The 21923-nt window shown below is 42.9% G+C and carries 19 protein-coding genes; 8 read left to right on the forward strand and 11 right to left on the reverse strand.

Going from position 1 to position 21923, the window contains the following annotated elements; genetic code table 11:
* Window positions 1-87: 87 nt before the first annotated feature.
* Genes JMX93_RS13065 through cmoA form a run of 3 tightly spaced genes read right to left on the reverse strand, consistent with a single transcriptional unit; the run spans window position 88 to window position 3117 of the window.
* Entirely contained in the window at window positions 88-1206 is a 1119-nt protein-coding gene (locus JMX93_RS13065) for a DUF1176 domain-containing protein (RefSeq protein ID WP_499204974.1), read from the reverse strand.
* A 35-nt stretch (window positions 1207-1241) separates the two neighbouring features.
* Complete coding sequence (gene cmoB / locus JMX93_RS13070) at window positions 1242-2279, reverse strand: tRNA 5-methoxyuridine(34)/uridine 5-oxyacetic acid(34) synthase CmoB (protein WP_496191918.1); 1038 nt, start codon at window positions 2277-2279, stop codon at window positions 1242-1244.
* Between the two features lie 49 nt (window positions 2280-2328).
* Window positions 2329-3117, reverse strand: a complete 789-nt coding sequence (gene cmoA, locus JMX93_RS13075; protein WP_499204975.1) for a carboxy-S-adenosyl-L-methionine synthase CmoA — start codon at window positions 3115-3117, stop codon at window positions 2329-2331.
* A 203-nt stretch (window positions 3118-3320) separates the two neighbouring features.
* Here cmoA and msrA point away from each other — a divergent pair, with 203 nt between their 5' ends.
* From msrA to JMX93_RS13095, 4 genes are all read left to right on the forward strand, one after another.
* Window positions 3321-3842, forward strand: coding sequence for a peptide-methionine (S)-S-oxide reductase MsrA (msrA, locus tag JMX93_RS13080; RefSeq protein ID WP_193008512.1), 522 nt, complete (start codon window positions 3321-3323; stop codon window positions 3840-3842).
* A 170-nt stretch (window positions 3843-4012) separates the two neighbouring features.
* Complete coding sequence (tmpT, locus tag JMX93_RS13085) at window positions 4013-4666, forward strand: thiopurine S-methyltransferase (RefSeq protein WP_499204976.1); 654 nt, start codon at window positions 4013-4015, stop codon at window positions 4664-4666.
* A gap of 61 nt (window positions 4667-4727) precedes the next feature.
* A complete protein-coding gene (locus JMX93_RS13090) occupies window positions 4728-5441 on the forward strand; it encodes a DUF1499 domain-containing protein (RefSeq protein WP_499204977.1) in 714 nt (237 codons plus the stop codon).
* Window positions 5442-5674: 233 nt separating this feature from the next.
* On the forward strand, window positions 5675-7156 hold the full coding sequence (locus JMX93_RS13095) for a lytic murein transglycosylase (protein ID WP_499204978.1): 1482 nt from the start codon (window positions 5675-5677) through the stop codon (window positions 7154-7156).
* Window positions 7157-7260: 104 nt separating this feature from the next.
* Here JMX93_RS13095 and JMX93_RS13100 read toward each other — a convergent pair whose 3' ends face one another.
* From JMX93_RS13100 to JMX93_RS13115, 4 genes are all read right to left on the reverse strand, one after another.
* Window positions 7261-7560: a hypothetical protein gene (locus JMX93_RS13100; RefSeq protein ID WP_443511714.1), complete on the reverse strand. Its 300-nt coding sequence runs from the start codon at window positions 7558-7560 to the stop codon at window positions 7261-7263.
* A gap of 297 nt (window positions 7561-7857) precedes the next feature.
* Entirely contained in the window at window positions 7858-8856 is a 999-nt protein-coding gene (locus tag JMX93_RS13105; protein ID WP_499204979.1) for a DUF4062 domain-containing protein, read from the reverse strand.
* Window positions 8857-9021: 165 nt separating this feature from the next.
* Complete coding sequence (gene murI, locus JMX93_RS13110; protein ID WP_499204980.1) at window positions 9022-10056, reverse strand: glutamate racemase; 1035 nt, start codon at window positions 10054-10056, stop codon at window positions 9022-9024.
* A 120-nt stretch (window positions 10057-10176) separates the two neighbouring features.
* Window positions 10177-10905: a DUF1285 domain-containing protein gene (locus JMX93_RS13115; protein ID WP_499204981.1), complete on the reverse strand. Its 729-nt coding sequence runs from the start codon at window positions 10903-10905 to the stop codon at window positions 10177-10179.
* A 547-nt stretch (window positions 10906-11452) separates the two neighbouring features.
* Here JMX93_RS13115 and JMX93_RS13120 point away from each other — a divergent pair.
* On the forward strand, window positions 11453-13156 hold the full coding sequence (locus JMX93_RS13120) for an electron transfer flavoprotein-ubiquinone oxidoreductase (RefSeq protein ID WP_443215694.1): 1704 nt from the start codon (window positions 11453-11455) through the stop codon (window positions 13154-13156).
* Between the two features lie 113 nt (window positions 13157-13269).
* Here JMX93_RS13120 and JMX93_RS13125 read toward each other — a convergent pair whose 3' ends face one another.
* Window positions 13270-14766, reverse strand: a complete 1497-nt coding sequence (locus JMX93_RS13125) for an amino acid carrier protein (protein ID WP_496191927.1) — start codon at window positions 14764-14766, stop codon at window positions 13270-13272.
* Between the two features lie 1108 nt (window positions 14767-15874).
* Between JMX93_RS13125 and JMX93_RS13130 the strand changes: the two genes are divergently transcribed.
* The 3 genes from JMX93_RS13130 to JMX93_RS13140 all read left to right on the forward strand — a co-directional run bounded on the left by JMX93_RS13130 (window position 15875) and on the right by JMX93_RS13140 (window position 18742).
* Complete coding sequence (locus tag JMX93_RS13130; protein ID WP_198333029.1) at window positions 15875-16135, forward strand: DUF4212 domain-containing protein; 261 nt, start codon at window positions 15875-15877, stop codon at window positions 16133-16135.
* A 4-nt stretch (window positions 16136-16139) separates the two neighbouring features.
* The gene (locus tag JMX93_RS13135) at window positions 16140-18008 is read left to right on the forward strand and encodes a VC_2705 family sodium/solute symporter (RefSeq protein ID WP_496191929.1); all 1869 of its coding nucleotides are present in this window, start codon (window positions 16140-16142) and stop codon (window positions 18006-18008) included.
* Between the two features lie 188 nt (window positions 18009-18196).
* Window positions 18197-18742 (forward strand): hypothetical protein, encoded by a 546-nt coding sequence (locus tag JMX93_RS13140; protein WP_443215686.1) that lies wholly within the window; start codon window positions 18197-18199, stop codon window positions 18740-18742.
* A gap of 87 nt (window positions 18743-18829) precedes the next feature.
* Here JMX93_RS13140 and JMX93_RS13145 read toward each other — a convergent pair whose 3' ends face one another.
* From JMX93_RS13145 to JMX93_RS13155, 3 genes are all read right to left on the reverse strand, one after another.
* On the reverse strand, window positions 18830-19435 hold the full coding sequence (locus JMX93_RS13145; RefSeq protein ID WP_443215687.1) for a rhomboid family intramembrane serine protease: 606 nt from the start codon (window positions 19433-19435) through the stop codon (window positions 18830-18832).
* A 39-nt stretch (window positions 19436-19474) separates the two neighbouring features.
* Window positions 19475-20527, reverse strand: coding sequence for a 5'-nucleotidase (locus JMX93_RS13150; RefSeq protein ID WP_499204982.1), 1053 nt, complete (start codon window positions 20525-20527; stop codon window positions 19475-19477).
* Between the two features lie 320 nt (window positions 20528-20847).
* Window positions 20848-21923: TRAP transporter large permease (locus JMX93_RS13155; RefSeq protein WP_499204983.1), on the reverse strand; the 1076-nt coding region annotated here is incomplete at its 5' end.

Raw genomic sequence — 21923 nt, forward strand, 5'->3', positions numbered from 1 at the left:
ATAGACGGGGAAATGGTCAATTAAAAAATGCATGGCTCATGACGGCTTCACTTTATAGTGTGTCAATCATTCCTATAAAAATATCACTCACTGAGCCTTGCTATCATTTTTTACGACTGCACTCACGTAAGTTGGTAAGTCCCATGCCCCACCAGCAAAACCTCGGCACATGCCCGTCGTTACCTCTTCGCTCTTAGCAAACGCTTTACCATTCCAAATCCATATCGCACGACTCCAGCAATCACCAACGCCTCGGCCTTTATGCATCGCCCAAATCTCTCCATCAGAATATTCACTGCCTGCTGTGGTGATAAGTACTGTCTCGCTTGGAGTACGATGATTTATCAACCAATAACCATAGCCTTCATTATAGGCGCCTTGCCAGCACAGATGGCTAGCAAGCGTATGATTGGCATCCACGGCTGTAAATTTCCAACCTAGTCTATCAGAACCATACTCTTGTATTCGTTGGTACGCTTCAGTTTTTGGATTAACCAACTCACAATTTCCCATATCATCGTCAGAGCCTACAAGTTGCTTAGCGTCAATATCGACCCAATTATTTATATTCTTTTGAAAATACACTAGCTTTGACGAGTCTAGTTGCTTGTTGTCAGCATAGGCATATGCTTTTTTAATCACAGGTTTTGCTTTAGCGGATTTGGGTGTCTGCTGATGTGGACTGCTCTTACTAACCAGTGCCAACGGTGTCCCTACACGACCTTGTGCATCATCTAGCCTGAGCAATACCGCACTCATGCCTTTATCGCTGATTGTCCAACGCTCACTGCCTACTCTTATCTCTATCTTAGTATTTAGGCGTGCTTGATTAATCAGGTACTTGGTTTGCTGAGGACTTAAATCATAGGTGTAACCGTCCGCATCTGGCTGTATCTCGCCATAGTTCTTACCATTTAACCAAAGCTCAGCCTCGGTATTATTCTGCTTTGGAACCTCTGGTAAAAACTGTACTGTGGCACTTGGTAAAGAAACTTTAGGTAATACTGTGAGCAATATTGAGGCAGGCGTATCTAACTGATCCTCCTCTGCATAACCTGCTGCGCGACAAGTTAACGTATTATCACAAACCACTTGCCAATCATCCTGCACAAAGCCCCAACCCTCAAATGGCGTACCGTAACCTGCCATAGCAGGTAGCGATAGCAAGCTGATAGTAGCCATAATCACAGTCTTTGATATTTTCATTATCCATATTCCTTATGGCAGATAGAGTAATAACGCTATTTTTTGGCGATCAAGGTCGCACGCATCGGTGCAGGATAGCCTTCAAGAGTTTTGCTAGAATCATTAGGATCTAAAAAATCTGCCAACGAATGATAAGTCATCCATTCCGTTTTACGCTGCTCTTCCGTCGAGGTCACTGCTACATCCACGCAACGCACATCTGAGAATCCCGCTTTTTCTAGCCAGCCTGTCAATGCCGCGACTGATGGTAAAAAATACACGTTATTCATCTGAGCATAGCGGTCATGTGGCACTAGTACCGTATTGGCATCACCTTCGATAACTAACGTTTCAAGCACCAACTCACCGCCTTTGACCAACTGCCCTTTAAGCTGTTGTAAATGCTCAAACGGCGATTGGCGATGATAGAGCACACCCATGCTAAATACGGTGTCAAATAATTGGCTATGCTCGGGCAATGCTTCAAGTGGCACAGGAATATAATGAGTACGATAACGGCCTGTACCATGAGCGTCTGCTGCGCCAACGAAATGACGAATCGCCATAAACTGATGATAAAACAAGCATGACGGATCAATGATAATGACTGTATCTGCTCCTGCCCCTGCCATACGCCAGCCGTGATAGCCAGAGCCACCACCCACATCTAATACGCGACGACCTTTTAAATTACCCAAATGCGGTGCGACTCGTTGCCACTTCCAATCGCTGTGCCATTCAGTATCAATCAATATTGGATTGCCTTCTTCACTACCAATTTGAAAAGGCCCTTTGCGCCATGGCATGAGCTGCTTTAATAGTGCCATTGTTTGCTTATGCTCAGAGGTGCTTAGTGTTGTCTCAACCGTCAACACATCGCTATTTAACTCGACATGATTGACCGTCAAATTCGGCAAGCGTGCTACCGAGGCTTGATAAGCAGGTGCATGCGCGTAGTTGGCTTTGTCCTTGATGTCATTTAACCATGTTGGTAAGCGCGTCAGCCATTCATAAGCGCTTGGCTGCTGCTGGGCTAACTCTAGCAAGGTGAGATACAGTTCGCGTTCGGCGTGAGTAATAGTGTCGTTGAGCATAAAAGCAAGTTACCGTATTGATCAAAAAAAACTGTGTTAAAAATAAGGATTATTTAAACGCCACAATTGAGACAAAGTTTAAAAACTGAAACCACGTCAGATGACGTTTAAAGCCAACTTGATCTAACCGTGCATGATGCTCATCTAATGTATCAGTAATAAGGACATTTTCTAGTGCATTACGTTTGCCACTGATTTCCATCTCGGTATACCCATTAGCACGTTTAAAGTCATAATAACGCTCAACCAACCACGCGTCATATTGCTCATCAAAGGCATGGGTTTTTTCAGTCAAGACCAGTATGCCACCTTCGCTTAGTGCCGCATAAATTTTCTCTAACACTGCGACTCTATCGGCGGCAGGTAAAAACTGTAAGGTTAAGTTTAAAATCACCATATCGCACGGCTCAAGCTCGACATCGCGAATATCCGCAGTGATGACTTCAATATTATGTTCTGGATAGTTATCAGCCAGTAAAGTAGTCGCTTCGGTCGTCATCGCTGGTGAGATATCAATCGCTTTAATTTGCAAATCTTGCGGCTCAAACTCACCTGCCAACGCCATACTTGCTGCGCCAAGTGAACAACCCAAATCATACACTCGACTGACGCGCTGACCACTATCGCTCTGTTGGCGATACTTACAATGACGTCGGGCAAATATGGGCAACATCGCCAGCACCTGACCATAACCGGGAACACTACGACGAATCATATCAGGGAAACAAGCCACCACTTGCTCATCAAAGGAGAAACGTGACGCTTTATCGAGTGGCGTGGTAAATAAGATGTCATGTTTAACAATAGCAGGCTTAGATTGACTCATGGTGCGACTCATTTTGTAATAATAGAACTTAAATTAGGAGATAATTGATGGTCTTGCTTGTCATTACTAGCTGAAAGCGGCACGACGTAGCAAAAGCTCATTATAACATTACTGTTTGTTACTTATCGCGGTCAGATGCCCTGCTAAGCTAAATAGGTATTGCTAAGTAAACATCACTTGGCTGGTATTTTATATTTATAAAAACAGGAAGAATTATGCAAACCATTATTTTAGGCGGTGGCTGTTTTTGGTGCACCGAATCGGTATTTTTATCCGTAAAAGGCGTGCAATCTGTCGTCTCAGGCTACATGGGCGGTGACGCTGTTTCTGCCAATTACGAAGCGGTCTGTAGTGGCAATACAGGGCACGTTGAAGTCATCAAAGTCGAGTTCGATGACTCTATCGTCCCATTAGAAGTCATACTCGATGTTTTCTTTGCCACCCACGATCCCACCACAATGGATCGTCAAGGCAATGACGTCGGTAGCCAGTATAGAAGCGTTGTGTTCTACACAGATGAAGCCCAAAAACCGACCATTGACCGCACCATCAATAAACTGCGCGATATGGGCATCAATGTGGTCACCGAAGTACACCCAGCCGTTGAGTTTTATCAAGCAGAAGAGACGCACCAGGATTTCTTCAATAGAAACCCAGGACAAGCTTATTGCAACTTTGCCATACCACCAAAACTTGCCAAATTGCGTAAAGAGTTTAGTCAATATATGGTGAGCTAAACCACAAATTGAAGATAATTTTCATTTGAAAAAAGGTTAGCTTAGCATTTCATTATAGCCAAACGCTTATTATATGAGCGTTTGGCTTTTTGATACCTTTAGCATTCTCACTCAAACGGTTATTATAGAGAAACCTCATAATATAAACCTAAACGAATAAAGGCGAAGGTATGAACGCTGAATTTTGGCACAGCCGCTGGCAAGAGAAACGCATTGGCTTTAATCAGTCTGCAGTGAATCCATTATTAATGAAGTACTTTAAGCAGTTAAACCTGCCAGCTGGTAGCCGTGTCTTTGTTCCTCTTTGCGGTAAATCGATTGATATGGCTTGGCTGGCAGCGCAAGGCTACGACGTTGTAGGCGTTGAATTGGTTGAAACAGCGATACAAGCATTTTTTGCTGAGCAGAATATCTCCCCTATTGTGCACCAGCATGCAGACAATCTAGCCATTAAATACTATCAAGGTCAATTGTCAGGACAAACCATTACCCTATGGGTTGCTGATATTTTTGCACTCACGGCTGAGGATATCGGATCTGTAAATGCCGTGTATGACAAAGCCGCATTGATTGCGCTACCAGCCGATATGCGTGTGAAGTATAGTGCGCAAATGTGTCAGCTCAGTGCTAATGCGCCACAATTTATCATCACTCTCACTTATGACCAAAGCAAAAAAGTGGGGCCGCCTTTCTCTGTCAGTAGCGAGCAAATACAGCAATATTATGGTAATCATTATCAAATCTGTGAACTGGCAAGTGAATCTGCTTCTATAGGATCTGCACCTGAGCTAGCGGTCTCGGAGCATGTTTGGCTGTTGAAATGAGTCGTTAATAAAGCCGTTTGCGCAGCGATTAATCCGTACTAAATCATGATGGAGAAATTGAATGAAAATATTAGTTGGGCTGATAAGTTTAATCTCTATTTTACTAGTCGCATTAGCAGGTCCGCTTTACAAGTTTGGCTTAGTAGATTTAGCGACTGCGTTTGCAGGGTTTAAGTTTGGTGTATTTGCTGGCATTGCAGCATTGGTACTATTAGGTATACAGCTTTTATTTAAACGAGATACGGCTAGCCTTGGTAGCGCGTTAACATCGGCAGTGCTTGCTATCACTGCCATTGCTATTCCACTAAGCATGATTAATACCGCCAAAAATGTACCGCCTATTCATGATATTTCTACTGACTTAGTGAACCCACCTGAATTTGTAGCCATTGCCCCACTACGCGCTAATGCACCCAATCCGATAGCCTATGATGGCATCGAGACAGCAGAACAACAACTTACCGCCTATCCTGAATTACAAACATTAAATTATCCCCAATCAAAATCCGAGCTGGTTGAGGCGACCAAACAAGCCATCGATAATTTAGGCTGGGAGTTGGTAAATGCCGACGCCGACAAGGGTATTATCGAAGCCACAGATAGGACGATGTGGTTTGGTTTTAAAGATGATGTTGTCGTGCGTATCACGGATAACGATAATGAACGTTTGGTCGATATTCGTAGCAAGTCACGGGTTGGTGGTAGCGATTTGGGCAAAAATGCGGCGCGTATTCATAAGTTTATTGAAGAGTTGGATGGGATTTTAGGTAAGTGATTAGGGTTTGAAGGAAATGGAAATGATTCATTCCATTTCTTGTTTAGTACTTGATGCATTTTAGCTTATCTATCCTAAACCCTATCCCAACCTCACGCCACCGTCAATTTATAGTAACCGCTTACTTCGATACCTTTTCTTTACCAATGAGATTGGTTACTCTAAGTCCATACTGCCTTAACCAGTTCTGCATCTTCTTTCAATGAGCACTTTGACGTTTATAGGATATTTTCATGCGTTTGACTCCAGTTTCTACTTTATCGTTACTTAGCCTTGCTGTTGGGCTGAGCTTTACTAGCACTGCTCAAGCCGCTCAGCCGCCAGCGCCAGACTTGTCTAATGCCGAGTTTCAACAGTGTTTAGACGGTTTAAAAAACTCTAGTAAATTTCGAGGGGTTGATAGTGCTACTTTTAATAACTATCGCCCTAGCCAGCCTGATCCTAGCGTGATTCAGTCACTCAACTATCAGCCAGAGTTTCAAAAAGATGTCTGGGACTATTTATCTTCACTGGTCGATAAAGAGCGCGTAGAAGACGGCATCCGCGCCAAGCGCCAATGGGCAGATACGCTACGTCAAATTGAATCACGCTATGGGGTCAAAGCCGAGCACGTACTAGGTGTATGGGGCGTTGAGTCCAATTTTGGACAGACATTGGGCAAAAAACCTTTGTTTGAATCTTTAGCGACGCTGTCTTGTTTTGATCGCCGTCAGAGCTACTTCCAAGGTGAGTATGCTAATGCGCTAAAAATTGTGCAAAACGGTGATATCGCGCCAAATGATATGACTGGCTCATGGGCAGGCGCTTTTGGGCAAACGCAGTTTATGCCAAGTACCTTTTTAGAGCTGGCCGTAGATTTTGATGGCGATGGTCGCCGTGATTTGGTCAATAGTGTGCCTGACGCGCTGGCCTCTACCGCCAATTTCTTGGACAATCGTGGCTATCGTACGGGAGAGCCTTGGGGTTATGAGGTCAAATTGCCTGATGGATTTTGGGCAGCGTCTGACCGTAAAAACAAGAAGTCTATCAGCCACTGGCGCAATCAAGGTATCACGCTCGCCAATGGCAGTCCATTGCCTAATGACTTGAGCAGCGCAGGATTATTATTACCTGCAGGAGCTGAAGGTCCTGCTTTCTTGGTGGGTAAAAACTTTGATACGTTTTATTCTTATAATGCGTCAGAAAACTATGCGTTGGCAATTGCGCATTTATCAGATTTAATCACTCGTGAAGACAGCAGCAAAACTGACTTTGTCACTGCATGGCCTACCGATGACCCTGGTATCAGTCGCCAGCAAGCCAAAGATATTCAGCAAGCATTATTGAACGCGGGTTACGATATTGGCGGTGTTGATGGCATCATTGGCGACAATACCCGTACCGCGATTCAGCAATACCAATCTAGTCGTGGTATCTTTCCAGCTGATGGCCGCGCAGGACAGAAATTCTACCGTGCAATCGTTGGGAACGCTGGAAACACAGCCCCGAGAAGCACGCAATACGGCAATCAATACGGGCAGCCGTCGAATAGCCAGCCTTTAAACCCTGCCCCTGCTGATCGTATGGGACAGCTGATTCAGCAGCAAACGAGTACTCCTAATACTTACTCGACGCAGCCTTCTGCGCAATCACCTACCTCTGGTAACGCACGCTATCGCCGTGTCACCGGTAGCGATGGTGTTATAAAGCTCGTTCGTGTTGACGAAGGCTCATAGTATTACGCAGATGTATCTTAGGTTAAGCACATAAGAAAAGCCACGTTAATAATAACGTGGCTTTTTTTATGTACTTATTCTTTATTTTTTAGTTGGTTTTTAACTTAAACGATAGGTGGTGGGTTTGGTTTACCATTGTCACCATCCCAGTTCTCACGTGCTTTGTCATCTAGATCAGCAGGCGTTTTTGGCTCCCACTTGCCATTTTCTTTCCACGTGGCATCACCCCAGTCTTCATCCTCCGCTTTTCTATCCAAATCTTTATAAGCTTGGCTAGGGTCGATACCGCGACGCTTCATGTCCGCTACCTGCTCTTCTAATGTATGAAATTGCTCGGCATCATGCATAGATTTCTCTAAACCATCAAGCTCTTTTTTTAATGCATCATTTTTAGCGTTACTCATCAGGTGCTCTCCTTAGTCAGTCAGTATTATTATGCGATTTATATGCATTCGATCTAGATGTATATAATTTATAAGTCAGTAATTTATAAGTCAGTAACTTTAATAGAACCAATGTCTTTATTATCAATCTCCGAGTAGTCTTAATATTACCAGTCTTAAATGGATTCACAACCGTTGACGCGTATGTTTTGTATTACAAAACGTAGTCATAGGCACACGTATGCTCTGTACATCAGATAGGCTATCTGACTATTTTCAGATTAGAAAGGCAGGATTACTATTAGCGAAGAGTGCGAATCATTGGGATTTATGAGGTACTTCGTTCAAGAGGTTTTTTGCATGGAAGGTCAACTTCCAAAGCTCTTGCGATACGCGAGTGCCATAGGTCGTGAGTTGTATCCAGTTTGCACCTACCAGCTGACGTTGCAGCTGGTTCAAATCATCTTGAGAAATTTGGCAGCGCGAGACGGCATGGACATTCGGCATATCTTTCTTGATGTCTTGCTCAGCTTTTGACGCGATTAAGCGATTCATAGCATTTTGCAAGCCATAGCTCGTAAAGGTCGCCGGTATTTTCATTAAGGCGATCAATATCTCTCGCCATGTTAAGGTCATTGGTCTGAAAACATCCGTCAGGTTACCGCCCTCATAGGCTTGAGCACTATATTGAATTTCAAAAGCTTCTAACAATACAATTGGCTTACTGAAATTATCAGACACAAATTCATCAGCAGTGGGGCTATTTTCCTTGAGAGTTTTGTCAGTGGACAATAGATCCGCAAACCTTTCCGCTACCGTTTGCTTGCTAAATTTGATCATTTCTTCACTGGCTCTCAGCCATCCACCAACGACCTGATGATTGGACACTGCATTATAGTAAGCTTGTACGAGCAATGGCTCGATATCCGCTTCTGTATCATAATAATATATCTTGTTGTCTTGCCGAGTCACTGAGTTAATAAATTCTTGCAGTTGACGACTGATAATCGCATCTGGATGATGATTTTTGACTAAGATTAGTAACGGTTTGAGCTTGGCCTTGGCATTTAAATAGCTCAAATGCATTTGGCTAACACCATTCCTTTGCACGGTGCCATAACTGTCTCCAATGAGCATCAGCGCATAATCACAGGAGTCGATGCACTGTCGACCATATAGTGATGCTTTTGGCAATTGGCTCGACACATCATAGGTCAAGAAGGCACGCGACTGGAAAAATATCGCCAAGCTGTCTAAGACCAACAATTGATCATTGTCAGCGCATATGATATGGATATGATAGCGACGGTTTGGCACAATCACCTCTAAGCTTAGGTCGTGACATAAAATAATATGATATAAAATAGAGCACAAATATCTTGTTCTGCACAGCCGAGCATACTCTTGCAGAAATACACTCAATTTATTTTAACTAAATCAATACTACAGGCAAGGGATTGGCGTAAATAGCTTTGCTAGCAATTACTCAGGATAGTATTGCAATACGGTCTCTTTACCAAGTAAGCGCTCAATCAAGGCGCCTAGTCTATCACTATATTTGGTAGCATGGAAAGTTAATGGCAATCCAATATCAACATTTGTCTTATTAATTGCACTCAAATCATGAGTACTTGTAGCGTTATCAAAAGTGGCTGACATCTGATTTGCAACCAATAGCTGCTTGACTCGCTCAGCAATTGCTTGTCCAGAATCAACGACCTGCATAGCCAATCGCTGCTGAGCAATCTCATCTAACAAAAACGTTTTGAAAAATGGATAGTGTGTACAGCCTAGAACCAATTGATCAACACCATCATGAGCAAATAATGTGAGCTGCTGGCGCAATCTCAAAGCAGTATCATCTTGCTCTGGCATCCCCGCCTCTACCCAAGGTACCAATTGTGGATCAAAATACTTAGTCACCACCGTATTGTTGGGTTTGGCAAAGTGATCGATGACCTCATTAAGTAATGTGCCATTCAAGGTAGCCTTAGTGGCTAATACTACCACACGACCACTTTTGCTCGCCGATATGGCTGGCTTTAGCGCTGGTACCAATCCGACGATAGGCAGCTGCGGATAACGCCGTCTGGCTGTTTCCAAAGCGTAGGCTGAGGCGCTATTACAAGCGATCACAATGAGCTTGCAGCCCTGCTCATACAACCAATCAACGGCTATCAAAGTCAAAGCTTCAATATCGGCGCTATCACGATTACCATAAGGTACATTTAAGGTATCTGCATAATAAATATAACGCTCGGCAGGTAACTGCTGTGCCAAATGTAGATAAACAGACAGTCCACCGACACCAGAGTCAAACAGTCCGATTGGCGCATTGTGCTTTTTATTATTCACAACTGTGCCGATATGCGTTTCATGGATATCAGCTTTAGCATTAGTTGCACTCTCAAAATTCTCAACATGGTTACCATCAGAAGTATCTGAGCGCATTTTCACTCTATTTAAGATATTACTTGCAGCAATATCCATCACTACTCTACCGCCATTTTTATACACATATCGTCATCTTTATGCTGTTTGCTGTTTGCTGTTTAGCATACTACGGTAAATATCAGGTGACTTATCACTATCTAGGCAGTAAATTATTTAACGGATAGATAGTTTGCAGCCATTCAGTTAACTGGCTGGCATCGACAGCTCATAGTATTTTCCGCCACTTTGTAACGTTAGTATCGTCTCACCATTTTGCTCTGTCAATTCACCAATTTCGGTCAAATGATAAAAAGTATTACGCCCAATAAGTGCGTCCAAACCATTTCTAACTGGCATATAAGGACGTACCTGAATATCCGTTGCTGTCTCTTGATGGTTTTCAGTATTTACCGCAGCAGTCGGCTGATCAATCGTATCTTTATCTATAGGATTATACGCCTTTAATGTGATGGCGTGCTCATCATCTAAACGCACCACATCGCCAGTTGTCGTCGTGAACTCTAACCAGCTCATATTGTCTTCATGCACAATACCGACATCGTTAATTAATAAAGGAGCATCTTCAACTTGGATACGGATTTTCTGTACTGGCGTCTTCAAAAAATATTCAATGACACCATTATTGTCTGCTTTCCATAAAATAGTCGCAAATAGGCTCACTAATGACTCTCTGGTCATTTGCCCACCTTCATGCCACCACTCGCCATTTGCTTTTATGACCAGATCCATATCAGCAACGTCTTCAGGATGCCATTGATCCAATGGTGGGATGGCACGTCCTTCACGTTTGCCTACGGTAGACTTTAGATACTGACTGAGTGAATCCATATTATTTAGCTCAGATAGCAGGTCTTTTGGCGGTTCAGCTGCCGTTTCATCGTTTTGAATGGTGTCTTCATTATTGTTATTCATCGTATAATCCTTTACCTAGCATTCAAAGTTTGGCAAATCTATTATTACTATAAATTTTAGTTTCGGGTATGATGAAAACATATCATCTTAGCACCCTCATTAGTTCAATCTTACCTTAACATCGATACTCATAAATGCGTATCGTGTTTGTAGGACTTTTCTTTTATAATGAGTAACGATTTTTTATTGAAATGGTCAAGTTGGTGTTGTGTTAATGACACATTTTACGTGATGTGTTGATATCTTTAAATACATGGATCTCAACAGTAGCGTGGTCAATTGATGTCGCAAAGACAGTTTTTATCAGGCAGCCATATGTCTGAGTAACGTTAGCACCGCAAGTCTATTATTCAACTGTTAAGCTAATGATGCCCTGAGATAAGCCACTAAAAGTTTAGGAGTAGGTATGCAAGAGCAAGACAATCAAAAGCCAGTCATTGATAGTGACACTGTGAATACTGACCCATCAGTAGCGACAGAGACGGCAAATCTAGATAAAGCAGAGCCAGCTGTTGTGGCCCAAGAAGTGCCGGCTGAAACAGTCTCTATGGACAAAGCGCCAGAGCCAGTAGTAGAACCTGTCGTGGCAGAGCCTGAGATTGAACGTGAATCCATGGAATTTGACGTTATCATCGTTGGTGGTGGACCTGCTGGGCTATCTGCTGCTATCCGCCTGCGTCAGCTCGCTATCGCTGCTGGTAATGATGAGTTTATGGTTTGTGTGGTCGAAAAAGGTTCTGAGTTTGGTGCGCATACCTTATCAGGTGCTGTCATCGAACCACGCGCTTTGAACGAGCTGATACCAGATTGGAAAGAAAAAGGCGCGCCGCTTAATGTGCCAGCGACCGAAGATCGCTTTTATTATTTAAACTCTGCCACGCGCTCTACTAAAGTACCTGACTCTTTGATCCCAGGGCCGATGCACAACAATGGCAACTATATTGTCTCACTGGGCAATGTAGTGCGCTGGTTGGCGGTACAAGCTGAAGAGCTTGAAGTCATGATGTTCCCAGGCTTCCCTGCGGATGATATTTTATATAACGATGACGGCTCTGTACGCGGTGTCTTAACGGGCGATATGGGTGTGGCTGCTAATGGCGAAGCCAAGCCCAGCTTTGAGCCAGGTTATGAGCTACTTGCTAAATATACTATTTTTGCCGAAGGCAGCCGTGGTCATTTAGGCAAACGCTTAATCAGCCGTTTTGATCTTGATAAAGACTCAGATCCTCAGCATTACGGTATCGGTCTAAAAGAGCTGTGGGATGTGGTGCCTGAGAAACACGAACAAGGCGTGGTCATGCACGGTCTTGGCTGGCCCTTGACCGAAACAGGCTCTACTGGTGGCTGGTGGTTATATTTCGACGAAAACAACCAAGTAAGTTTTGGTCTTGTCGCTGACCTGTCTTACCACAACCCATATATGTCGCCATTCGATGAGATGCAGCGCTTAAAAACCCATCCCGTCATCAAAAACGTCTTGGAAGGCGGCAAGCGTATCTCTTATGGCGCACGTGCTTTGACCAAAGGTGGCTTAAACTCCCTACCAAAATTCACTTTCCCAGGTGGCGTATTGGTCGGTGATGATGCTGGATTCTTAAACCCAGCAAAAATCAAAGGCACACACACCTCGATGAAGTCAGGCATGCTAGCCGCCGAAGCCATCTTTGAGGCGCTACAAGCAGATCGTCAACATGATGAAGTGGTTGCTTATACGACTATGTATAAAGAATCATGGTTGTACCAAGACAACTATGAATCACGTAACTTCTCACCTGCAATACATCGCATGGGTCTGTTTATGGGCGGTGCATTTACCTTTATCGAGCATAATTTATTGAAAGGTAAGATGCCATTTACCCTACACGATAACCTGCCAGATTATGATCAGTTAGAGCGTGCCAATCATGCTTATCAACCAACCTACCTCAAGCCTGATGGCAAACTGGTATTTGATAAGCTGTCATCGGTATTTATCTCTAATACTAACCATGCAGAAGACCAGCCGGTACATTTGAAACTGACTGACCCAACGGTACCTGTTTCCATTAACTTACCGCTATATGCTGAGCCTGCCCGTTTATACTGCCCAGCTGGTGTATATGAAATAGTAAAAGATGCGGAAGGTGCTAAGTTTGTGATCAATGCGCAAAACTGTGTGCATTGTAAAACTTGTGATATCAAAGATCCTTCACAGAACATCACTTGGGTAACGCCAGAAGGTGGCGGTGGCCCTAACTATCCTAATATGTAAACATAAACAATATTAGGATCCAGCGCTCATAACAAAAACCGCCCTTATGAATTCATAAGGGCGGTTTTTTTAACTTCAAAACATGAGACAAGTTTATCTTTAATCAGGTTAGATTAATCTGTCCATGCATCACGATTGGCTTCGTCTTTAAGCTTCACAAAGTCATCAGGATTAAACTTGATTTGATCACCGGTTTTACCCTCTTTAATCTGACGCTCATAGTCGCGTAATATTCTCAGTGCCACTGGAGACAGTAGCAAAATAGCCAATAAATTGACCAAGGCCATTAGACCCATTGATAAATCAGCGAAGTTCCATATGGCAGGAAGGCTGGCAATAGCACCAACAAATACCATGCCAAGCACCATAAAGCGGAATATCATAATCATAACTTTGGCATTTTTGGCACCAGAGATAAACTCAAGATTCGATTCACCATAACTATAATTGGCAATGATGGAGGTGAAAGAGAAGAAGAAAATAGCAATCGCAACGAAGATAACACCCATATCACCCACATACTGTGACAGCGCTAACTGAGTCAGCTGAATACCTTCTTGCTCAACACTAGGATCGACCACACCGGACAAAATAACAATTGATGCGGTTGCCGTACAAATGACAAGCGTATCCATAAATACACCCAGCATTTGCATAAATCCTTGCACCGCTGGATGATCGGGATAACTCTTCGCCGTTGCCGCCGCATTAGGCGCTGAACCCATACCTGCTTCGTTTGAAAACAGACCGCGCTTGATACCATTAATCATTGCCTGAGCAATACCATAACCAATCACCCCGCCTGCTGCTTGCTCAAAACCAAAGGCTGACTTAACAATCAATACAATCGCCGCTGGGAATTGACTAAAATTCGTCACGATAATGAACAATGCTAATAGGATATAGAGAATCGCCATAACGGGTACGATCTTACCCGCAATACGAGCAACCGAGCGCAAACCACCGAATACCACTGGCGCGACTAATACGACCAATACCAAACCTGTCATCCACGTTGGCACGCCAAACGCTTCGTTGGTCGCTTGTGCAATGGTATTTGACTGTACGCCATTAAAGGCTAAGCCGAACGCCACCAGCAAGCATAATGAGAAAAATATCGCTAGCCAGCGTTGACCGAGACCTTTTTCGATATAATAAGCCGGTCCACCGCGGTAAACATTGTCATTGTGCGGTACTTTATAGGCTTGTGCTAATGTTGATTCGATAAAGCTGGTAGACATACCAACGATCGCAGTCATCCACATCCAAAACACCGCACCCGGACCACCAAGGTAAATCGCAATCGCCACCCCTGCCAAGTTACCCGTGCCGACACGCGCAGCCAATGATGTCATCAGTGCTTCAAATGAGCTGATACCCCCATCTTTACGCCCTTGATTGGAAACGCGCAATAATTGCCACATATGCCCAAAGTGGCGAAACTGAATAAAACGTGTGGCAATGGTAAAATAAAGACCCGCACCAATCAGTACGAACATCAGTAATCCATACCAAGGGTTATTCACAATCAACCAATCATTGTTGCCCCAAATAATGCTGACACCATAATTTACGATGCTATTAAACCAACCTACTATCCCTTCGTCCATACTGCTATCCCCTCACTTACATTTCATACTGTTAGTATATTTTATGGATTGACGTGATTAATGATATTTCAAAATGCTTACTAAACTCTCTGCCTATTTACGAAACAGTGAATATCTGATCCAAATATGGGCAAAGTAAATCACTCACATCCTGTTGCTACATTTTAACTGACTAAAGATTATTTAACTATTTCAAACCTTTATTCTGTCAATTAAGCAAGCCCAAACTTTTGAAGGGTATCGCGATAAATATTAAAACATTATTTTTATAGACGAAATTCTATAGAAAACTTTTAAGACTAAATGCGATAGAGAGAGATTAAAACGTATTTAGATATGTGTCCCTCTAAGAAAAATTTTCACTGTCATAATATTTATTTATCAGAGTATTGCCTATATTTACAGAATGGATGACTTTTATTACCAATAATGCTCTAATACCCCTATAAAACTAAATCCTTAATATAAATAGGGTTTTAGCATAGCATCTGAGTAATGGCAGCTTTATTGTCCAATTCTTCTACATAAGTTGACCATAGTTTTCATGAAGCAAACATTTTGTTACATAAAGTAAATAAAATTTATTTATTGTTAATTAAGGCAATATTGTATATATTCCCAATAAGTTCATAAATATTTCTTGCAATACTTATCGGCATGAATAAGAAACTGTAATATTAAAAAATATCATCAGGAAGATGAGCATAATAAGACAGAGGACTGTCGACCGATACCGACCCTCCTTCATAAATCCTCATCTTTACATACTATAAATCTAGTCGATCTATACCCTTAAATCTTGTTCGGTAATTGGGTTTTAGTGGATTTAAACCAGTATTTTACAAAATCGTTTTTAGCAATATCGAGTAACTAAGAAGCATTTCTCGCAGCGCTTTGACTGATAGAAATCTGTTTAGTTTTTCGATAATATTGGGTTACTTACTACTGGTTGGTCATTCTGCTTTATCAATCTATAAACTGATTTTATCATCCGATTATAGACAGCGTATCAAACTGCATTCCACCACGTGATACATGCTAAAGCACAATAACTTGTCAGGCTCAAATAAGTAATCTTGTTTTTATGTTAGGCAAAAGGAGTTGTCCTATGGAAAACCACAACGATCCATCCGGTTATTGGCGTGCCAATGTCCGTCTTATTTTAGGTAGCCTATTTATTTGGGCGCTATGCTCATACGGGTTTGGGATTTTATTACGTCCTCTCTTAGCAGGTATAAAAATCGGTGGTACCGACTTGGGCTTTTGGTTTGCTCAACAAGGATCTATTGGGGTATTTATCATTTTAATTTTCTTCTACGCTTGGCGTATGAATAAGTTAGATAAACAATACGGCGTAGACGAGGAGTAGCCCCATGAGTCAATTTACGATTAATATTATTTTTGTAGGTCTATCTTTCGCTCTATACTTCGGTATTGCGATTTGGGCTCGCGCTGGTACTACGAGTGAGTTTTACGTAGCAGGTGGCGGTGTCCACCCTGTTGTCAACGGTATGGCAACAGCTGCTGACTGGATGAGTGCCGCGTCTTTTATCTCGATGGCAGGTATCCTTGCCGCTGGTGGTTACAGTGCATCAACTTACTTGATGGGCTGGACCGGTGGCTATGTACTACTAGCGATGCTATTGGCGCCGTACTTACGTAAGTTTGGTAAGTTTACAGTTCCTGACTTCATCGGCGACCGTTTTTATTCTAAAACCGCAGCAATGATTGCAGTGGTTTGTTTGATTATCGCGTCAACCACATACGTTATCGGTCAGATGACAGGTGCGGGTGTTGCCTTCTCACGCTTCTTGGAAGTTGAAAACACTACTGGTCTACTAATTGCTGCAGTTGTTGTCTTCTTCTATGCCGTCCTTGGTGGTATGAAAGGGATTACTTACACGCAGGTAGCACAGTATGTCGTTCTAATGATTGCTTACACCATTCCTGCTGTTTTCATCTCACTTGAGTTAACAGGTAATCCAATTCCAGGTTTGGGCTTGTTTTCAAACGATGTAGAAGCAGGTATTCCTATCTTAGCCAAGCTAGATCAGGTGGTTACTGACTTGGGTTTCACGGCCTATACTGCTGACGTCCCTAACAAGCTAAACATGGTGCTATTTACATTATCACTCATGATTGGTACAGCAGGTCTACCTCACGTCATTATTCGCTTTTTTACGGTTCCTAAAGTGGCTGATGCCCGCTGGACTGCTGGTTGGACATTGGTATTTATCTCGCTACTATACTTCACTGCACCTGCGGTTGGTGCGATGGCACGTCTAAACCTTATCGATACAATCTATCCACAGGGTGTTACAGAAGCGCCTTTGGAGTATGACCAACGTCCAGATTGGATGAAGACATGGGAAGATACTGGTCTTATTAAATATACTGATCTTAATAATGATGGTCGTATCCAAATGTACAACGACAGTGGACTTGGTGCCGCTGAACTTGCCTTGTCTGCTGCACAAGCGGATGGTGGCGATGTAGCCGCTGCCACTGCAGCCGTAGAGGCTGCACGTATTGCACAGAATCTAGAACTTGACGGGCGCTTTACAGCAGCAGGCTGGAAGGGTAACGAGCTGGATGTGAATGCGGATATCTTAGTATTGGCTAACCCAGAAATTGCAAACCTTCCACCATGGGTTATTGGTCTTATCGCCGCAGGTGGTTTGGCAGCAGCGCTATCAACAGCAGCAGGCCTACTACTCGCTATCTCGTCAGCGATCAGTCATGACTTGATTAAACGAAACCTTAATCCAAATATCACTGATAAAGGCGAGTTGAGAGTTGCACGTATTACGATGGGTATTGCAATTGTCGTTGCTACATGGCTCGGTATTAATCCACCAGGGTTTGCCGCACAGGTAGTCGCATTAGCATTCGGTATTGCTGGTGCCTCACTCTTCCCTGCACTGATGATGGGTATTTTCTCCAAACGTATCAACAATGTTGGTGCCATCGCTGGTATGCTAACAGGTCTGATCAGCATCCTTGTTTATATCTTTGTCTTTAAAGGTTGGTTCTTCATCAGCGGTACGGCGAACTTCCCTGATACACCAGAGTACTGGTTGTTTGGTATCTCGCCACTATCATTTGGTGCGGTTGGAGCATTACTCAACTTTATCGTAGCATTTGCTGTCTCTTATGCTACTGCTCCCCCACCATTACACATCCAAGAGCTGGTTGAAAGTGTCCGCTCTCCACGTGGCGCAGGCGGGGCAGTCGACCACTAAGCGTACTAATGAGGATATATCTTCAGTTACTATATATCACTCACAGGCAGTAGCTGCTTGTGAGTGATTTTTTTATCTTTTATTTATTATAAAAAATGTTAGATTTTTGCTTTATTGAATATACTTTACTAATTATGCTTAGTTAAAAGCACTCAATTAAAAGTGCCTAACGCATTAAGGAAGATTTTATGCTTTTTGAGTTTATCGCTACCATCGCTGCCGCGTTTGGCATGGCTGGTCTAGCACTGATTATAACTCACCTCAGTAAACTGGCTGGCAAACGCGCACCAAAGTGGCTTATCCCTTTGTTTGCGGCGATCGGTATGTTTGCCTTTCAAATACACCAAGAATATAACTGGTATGGTCAGCAAGTGAGCAAGTTACCAGCAGGCGTACAAGTCGTCAAAGTAGCAAAAAGCACCGAGTGGTTTCGCCCATGGTCTTATGTCAAGCCGCAAATATTGCGTTTTATCGCTGCCGATACAGGTAATGCTAGCGTACAGGTAGACAATCCAAATGTATATTTGGTCAATTTATATTTGTTTGAAAGACGCAGAAGTGTGCAGAAAGTACCACAAGTTATAGACTGTCGTATTCCTGCACGTGCAGATTATGTAATGCCCGAAAAAGACAGCAAGCTAACGATTGATGAACATGTGAGACAAACAACCGCATGGCGAGAGTTGGCAACAGATGATCCGTTGTTTATTAGTATTTGCACCGATAAAAGCTAATTTCCCCATAAATATATATATGAAATACTGATAACGCATATGATAATGATTAAGGGGTTTAAGTCTGCTTATCTTATAGTCATGTATTCAATTGCGCTGAGAAGTTGACGTATAAGTATGCTTAGAGTTAGCGCCTAGCAGCAAACCAGCACATAACCCACCGAAGTGCGCCGCAAAAGAGATACCTTGTTGCGGCATCAATCCTTGCTTGATAGTCAACCAATAGCCAGTACCCATGACAATACAGGCAAGCAAATAACCCCAGCGCCGCGCAAATATAGCTCCGCCAATCATATAACCGAGCATCGCGAAGCATAACCCTGATGCACCAATATGAATTGACAATGGCGAGCCAATGATCCAAGTGACCAATCCAGATGCGATAATGAGCTTAATTACCGTTCGATAGGCATTCTTCTCAAACAACCCAAACAAAAATAAAATTTGTAATAACGTCAAGGTGTTACCAAGCAAATGTGAAAAATTACCATGCATCGTCCATGATGCAAATACCCCAATCATACTGCCCACATCTAAGGCACGAGGCACAATCCCAAAGATATTCCACATGCCAAACAATGCCACTTTATTTAAAAAAAACATGCCCCACATCGGTATTAATACAAAAGCATATAAGCCAATAACCTGCTTTATCCGTATCATAATCAAGCTAAGCAATTGCTGCCAATTCATATCATGCCCTATTTTTTAATCTATATTTTTAGCCATATTTTAGTGACTTAGCGTAGAATTTGAGCACGTTACAGGTGTAAAATCTAACAATGCAGCATCTTTATCAGTCATCAAATAACTGTCGCTATGTAATAACGACGTCGAGTGGTAAGGCACCAACGCGGTAGGCACAAAGCGACGAGCAGCATCGATATGTTTGATAGAATCATCAAAAAAGATATGAGGTGCAAACGTTCTAAGTACGGCTGTTTTTTCTAGACCTCCTAAGAAAAATGCCATATCAACATTGACGCCCCACTCCCGCAATGTCTTAATCGCACGCAGATCAGCGGGTGCATTGCGAGCCGTTACCAATGCAATCTTTATTGGAGAGTATTTGAGACCTGCTGGCAGACGTTCCTGTAAATTTGACAATTTAATCAATAATTCAGCGTAAGGGCCTTTTTCAATCGGTAAATCACGCATTTGTATTTCACGATCATGAAAAGCTCGCAGCCCTTTTTGCTTATAGAGCAGCTCACCTGAATCATCAAACAGCACCGCGTCCCCATCAAAAGCAATACGCAACTGGTCGGTATCTAACTCATAGGTATTGACAGGGGTTGCGTCTAGTATGGCACAAGCACAGATATTGGCATCAGCCACTTGCTGAGCATCTTCACGATTGGTGGTCAAAAACAGATCAACATTGAAGTCTTTGATATAAGGAGCAATAGGACTGCCTGAAATAAATGCCGAACGTGAAATATTGATACCATGCTCTAAAATTGCGTTAAGAACTTGAATACCCGTATCCGGGCTACTTTTTGAGACAATAACGACTTCAACCAAAGGTGTTTCAATTTCTGAATCCTGCTTATCCCCACCATCACAATACTCATTTAAATTTAGCAATGCTTTAATTAATGGATAACCAGCACCAATATTTAAAGGGTCGTTTTCACGCTCGGTCATGTAGTCACGAAACTCTTTGATAGCGCTTGTCGGTCGCTGCGCCAATAGCTGCAATAAATAGTTCTCAGACTCTGTTAAATCAAAAAGCGCGGTTGCAGAAATCGCGACTATGAGCGTGTTACTAAAATCGACTGCCATTATTTTCTCTACTTATAAAATCATCTATTCAGAACTACCAACCAGTTTACTACATTCATAAGCCCTTAGAATGATAAGAAAAGTTATCCACGTATAATATAATTGAGCATAAAAATCACTTAGGCAATCAAAATGACCACTCAGGAAGTGTCCCATCGTATGACTTTATGTAGAGTAATTTAACCATAGAATTATTCGACCAACTTTTTCTTTTATCATAAAAAAGCCATATTGCTATGAAAACAATATGACCTTATTAGTGAACCATGCAGATGAGTTATAAAACTGTGATCTTTGAAGCTTGCTTTTATCAATAGAGCTTACGTTAGCAACACCAGCGAAATCGCAGGGAATATAACCAAGATTACTAATCTAACCAAATCCGACACAATAAAAGGCGCCACCCCGCGAAACATATCAGACAGCTTAATATGCGGTGCCATCGCCTTAATCACAAAGATATTCATCCCCATTGGCGGCGTAATCAGTCCAAGCTCTACTGTCAATACCGCAATGATACCGAACCATACCGGATCAAACCCTAAGGCTAGAATAATCGGATACACCACAGGAATGGTAATCACCAGCATCGCTAGCGCATCCATAAACAGACCCAGCAAGAAATACATGATCAAAATACAGATCAGCACAATCATCGGACTGACAGCCAAGCCACCAATCCAAGACGCCAGCGTATAAGACAAGCGCGATACAGAGATAAAGTATCCTAATGCCTCAGCACCCAGTAGCATAAAGAACACCACTGCAGAGAGCGCCAAGGTCTCAATCAAGGACTGCTTTAACCCATCCATACGCATGCCTTTCACGAACGCATAAGCCCAAGAGACAAAGGCACCAACGGCTGCACCTTCTGTCGGGGTAAACAACCCAAAGAAGATACCAGCGATAATCACAATAAAGATAAAGCTAAATGGTATGAGTCCCGTCAACGACAGCAGCTTGGCTTTCCAAGACGTTTTCTCACCGCGCTTTGCCAGATGCGGTTTCCAGCGCACCATAATCATGACAGTGATTGAGTACATCACCATCCCTAACATACCCGGCAAGAAACCTGCGATAAACATATCACCAACCGACTGCTGGGTTAGGATGGCGTAGACCAGTAAGGCTATACTGGGCGGGATCATAATACCTAACGTGCCACCAGCTGCTAAAATACCGCAGGCAAAGCCGGGCTGATAACCATACTTCTCCATTTGCGGTAGCGCAACCTTAGTCATAGTTGAAGCTGTGGCTAAGGATGAACCCGAGATAGAAGCAAAGATACCAGAGGAACCAATACCTGCAATACCAAGACTTCCCCTCACCCCACCAAAGATAGTTCGTGTAGCTTCAAACAGCTTCCCTGCCATCCCTGAATGAGTGGCAAAGACGC

This window comes from Psychrobacter muriicola 2pS, from assembly GCF_904846535.1.
Taxonomy (GTDB): Bacteria; Pseudomonadota; Gammaproteobacteria; order Pseudomonadales; family Moraxellaceae; genus Psychrobacter; species Psychrobacter aquimaris.